A 3,850-nucleotide genomic window follows, 5' to 3' on the forward strand; every position below is an offset into this window, starting at 1 on the left:
GTCGATAACATGCAACGTTTTGTGCAGCAAAATTGGTTTGCTGGAGGGTGGCTTCCGTACGCTGCTGGATTTACTATTATTACTGCATCATTGACTGCACTAAAGCAAAAAGAATTAAAGAAATTGCTTGCTTACTCTACCATCTCTCAATTGTCATATATTGTATTGTTCGCTTCAATTTTTAGTGAGCTCAGCATGAGGGTTGCAATTTTTCAATTAGTTTGCCACGCATTTGCAAAAATCACTTTGTTTTTCGTTGCCGGAGCAATAATAACGAGAGCAGGTGAGAAATATATAGATAAGATTTACGGTATAGGACGCAGTATGCCAATTAGCATGACAGCATTTGCTATAGGTGCGTTGTCTATGATAGGGGTGCCGCCTGCTCCAACTTTTTGGGGTAAATTTCTCATTTTTCAAGCTGTTTTCAACTCTGGCGATGTAATACTTTCTGTGTTTGTAACTCTAGTGTTAATTGTTAGTACTATACTCAACGCTCTGTACTTTTTACCGATGATTTACAATGCCTTTTTCTTAAAACCTTCTCAGAATTACTTCATTAAAAAAACGCCAATTCTTCTAGTTTTACCTCCATTTATTACTGCTATGTGCACTTTGGTTATTTTTTTTAGCTACCAAGTAATATTTTAAATGTGATTATCTGTATTTATAACCATTAACAATAAATTTAAATGGTATTATACCAGCCAGAGTTGCTTTTATATTCGACAAAGTGAAGCTAATCTCAATAGCCTGATTTTTCACCTCCCTATTTTGCTCGGTTGCAAAAACTACAGTAGCATTTCCAGCAAATGTAACTAAGTCCTTGGTCGATCGATCAATAGATAATGTTATTACATTTATGTTGGCAATTTTTCTTTTGGATGAAACAGCTTCATTGTTCGTTTTTTCCTGAAAGCCTTGATAGATTTTATGTATAGAATTATTTCTTATAAAATTTTCTTGGTACTTCGGTTCAACGATCTTAATGGACTCGTATATTTCAATGTATTTACTTATTAAGTACCTCGCTGTGGAAGTGTATTCATCTTCCTTTTTACTGAAACTAAGCTTATGCATTGCAGAGAACTCATCTTCTGTGTGGTTCATATACTTCACAAAATTTAAATCTTTTTTAATAGGAAATAACAGGTATATGTTTAATGTTAATAAACATAAGCATACTAGGAGAAGCGATACTATTAATGCCATCCAAGATCTTTCTGCTACACAAAACAGATACCTATGGCAGTACCATTCGACTGCTTTACTGAAATAACTTTTGTTTTTTACTGATTCAAGCAATTTATCTTCCATAACACAATACTACCAGACCTAATCGGATCATTATAGTAACAATAAGCTTAGATACTCTAAAAAAAACTTTAAAATATGTCTAAATTTTCCCAAATAGGATGAATGATTATATCACCTTGTTCTGCAATGAGGTAGAATTTATCGATTTTGCTCACATCTATATTTATCATTTTTACACTGAAATTTTCAGGATCATAAGTATTACTTTCTACACTTTTGTGATAATTATAATAATGTAATTTATTTTGGTCATCAAAATAACCAAATTCATCAGCAAAGGTTCCCACTTTTCTACCTTTACCACTTTTGACTAGCTCAAATAGATCAATTACATGGTTTTGGGATCCAGGCTCAATAGGCCCTTCTGCAGCAAAAAATTTAGGTGCATGACCAATGTATTCCTTAAATTTTAGATTATGAGTCTTTTTTACACTACCAAAATCCACAAATTTATATTCATCTGAAATACCAGAATATTGTGGATCATACTTTTTATATTCAAAAAACTCATTACCTAAAAAATTACAAAACGTTAATTTATAATTATCATGATCGGATTTTACGACTTTAAGGTAATGAAAATCTCCAGGAATCTTTACTTCCTCTTCCGTAATATGATTACGTACAACAAGCTCACCATTTAGCATATGATAGCCAATTTTTGGCAAAGTAGCTATATTGATTGTCTTGTTTAGCTTAAAATTTGCTTCATAAATGCCACTTAACAACTCCTTTCCTTTTTCTAGGGCTATGTCTTGATCTGAAGCTATATTCTTAATTAAGCTTAATTTTTTCTGCATGTTCAATATGGCTTTTGTCAAAACTTCTATTGATTGCCATACAGTTAATTTATTATCAGTCAAATTATATACTTCGAGTATTAAATTAACAGAATTTTATCATGAATTTATGTTAAAAGTATTATACTTCGTAAACTTATGTCATGATATTAACTACATTAGCTAAAACATGCTTTTTATCTAAGTGAAGTTGCTTAGCAACAACGAAAAGTTCATCTATCTTTTTCCACTGACTTAGCAGAATTTCAACACCATTTACCTCTCTCTTTATGCTTTCTAAAATGAAGGCCTGAATTATATATGATGCTAGTTCTAGTTCGATTTCGCTATTAATTACTTTACTAATCATATTGGGATTCTTTAAATCATGAAGAAATTTATAAAAGCATTTGTATGCTTCATAAGCATCACTACTTATTGCATTTATTATCATTCCTGGCATTCCAGGAAATAAAGTGATCATTTCATCAAACGTTTGACCATCAAACTTACATTGAGATGAAGCAACTTGCTTTGTTTCATCATAAGTTAATGGGAGTAAATTTAGCTGAAAGCACCTACACAAGATAGTGGTTTGTATATCATATGGCTTATGGCTAATTATAAATATCTTAGAATTTTTTGGCGGCTCTTCTAATATTTTCAATATTGCGTTTTTAGCGTTATTAGTCATTGCCTCTAAGCTATCTATTATAGCTATTTTGTGTTCTGATTGAATGGGACTTAAGTGTAGAAAGTTTTTCATTTCTCTGACTTTTTCTATTCCGATAGTATCACCTTCAACAATGTGTAAGTCCAATGCTACTTCATTATAGTTTTTTATGAGTAACCAATTGGAGAAGGATTTTGCAAGTGTTGCTTTTCCTATACCTTTTTTACCACAGATCAGCCAAGACTGAACAGATAAGTTGTTCACTATTTTTTTTTTGGCTTGGTTGTGGCCTATTACTTTTTTCATTCTTTCTCCTATAGATCTTAGTTTGAAAATGTATTGTTTACTGTTTGTAATAAAATTGCACCTTCCCTTAAAACCTTAATCTTATCTTCGGTTAAGTCAATAATAGTAGATTCTATACCAGAAACTAATTCGTCATCTTCAATCACTGCAGATAAATGTTGCTTAATGGATTGTGGTATATCGTTTGCCTTACATACACTTTTTTCTCCTGAAATATTTATACTAGTTGCAACTATTGGAACTTTCAGTTTATTTAATATTGAAATTGCAATAGGATGCTTAGGGATTCTGATGCCTATACTATCTTTAAAGAATTCGTTTGGCAATATGTTGTTGTTTTTAAGTGGTAAAATGTAGGTAATTGGTCCAGGAGAAAAGTGATTTACTAAACCAATATACTTTTTCTCTAGCTTTGCTATTCTCATCAAGCTGCAAATATCACTAACAAATATAGACAGTGGCTTATTTTGAGAGCGTTTCTTTATCTGATATATTTTTCCTATAGATTCATTATCTAGTGCATTACAAGCAAGAGCATATACTGTTTCTGTTGGAAAACACACTAACAAGTTGTTCTGTATTGCATTTATTATTTTAGATACCATATAGCTCAAAGCTTATTTATAACAACTAGATCAGTTTTGTTGCATTGTATCTTATATAGTAACTGCTAGTTTGTATCCGTTCAGGATAGCGGCAAGACCATAGAGTAAAAGTGAGTTTACAACAAATGGTGTCATCCCAGTGCTTGACACTGGGATGGCTTTGTTGCATC

Annotated in this window: 5 protein-coding genes; 1 reads left to right on the top strand and 4 read right to left on the bottom strand. The window is 31.7% G+C overall.

Annotated elements, in window-relative coordinates:
• Positions 1-651 (top strand): proton-conducting transporter transmembrane domain-containing protein (locus tag OZD61_RS02330; RefSeq protein ID WP_274979704.1); only part of this gene is annotated, 651 nt, incomplete at its 5' end.
• A 6-nt stretch (positions 652-657) separates the two neighbouring features.
• Here OZD61_RS02330 and OZD61_RS02335 read toward each other — a convergent pair.
• The 4 genes from OZD61_RS02335 to OZD61_RS02350 all read right to left on the bottom strand — a co-directional run bounded on the left by OZD61_RS02335 (position 658) and on the right by OZD61_RS02350 (position 3,680).
• Entirely contained in the window at positions 658-1,317 is a 660-nt protein-coding gene (locus OZD61_RS02335) for a conjugal transfer protein TraJ (protein ID WP_274979705.1), read from the bottom strand.
• 68 nt (positions 1,318-1,385) lie between these two features.
• The gene (locus tag OZD61_RS02340) at positions 1,386-2,180 is read right to left on the bottom strand and encodes a hypothetical protein (protein ID WP_274979706.1); all 795 of its coding nucleotides are present in this window, start codon (positions 2,178-2,180) and stop codon (positions 1,386-1,388) included.
• Positions 2,181-2,253: 73 nt separating this feature from the next.
• Positions 2,254-3,075 carry an AAA family ATPase gene (locus tag OZD61_RS02345; RefSeq protein ID WP_274979707.1) on the bottom strand — a complete coding sequence of 274 codons (822 nt, stop codon included), beginning with the start codon at positions 3,073-3,075 and terminating at the stop codon, positions 2,254-2,256.
• A gap of 17 nt (positions 3,076-3,092) precedes the next feature.
• Positions 3,093-3,680: an L-threonylcarbamoyladenylate synthase gene (locus tag OZD61_RS02350; protein ID WP_264705419.1), complete on the bottom strand. Its 588-nt coding sequence runs from the start codon at positions 3,678-3,680 to the stop codon at positions 3,093-3,095.
• Positions 3,681-3,850: the final 170 nt, after the last annotated feature.

The sequence above is a fragment of the Wolbachia endosymbiont of Drosophila bocki genome (assembly GCF_028982005.1).
In the GTDB taxonomy this organism is placed as follows: Bacteria; Pseudomonadota; Alphaproteobacteria; order Rickettsiales; family Anaplasmataceae; genus Wolbachia; species Wolbachia pipientis.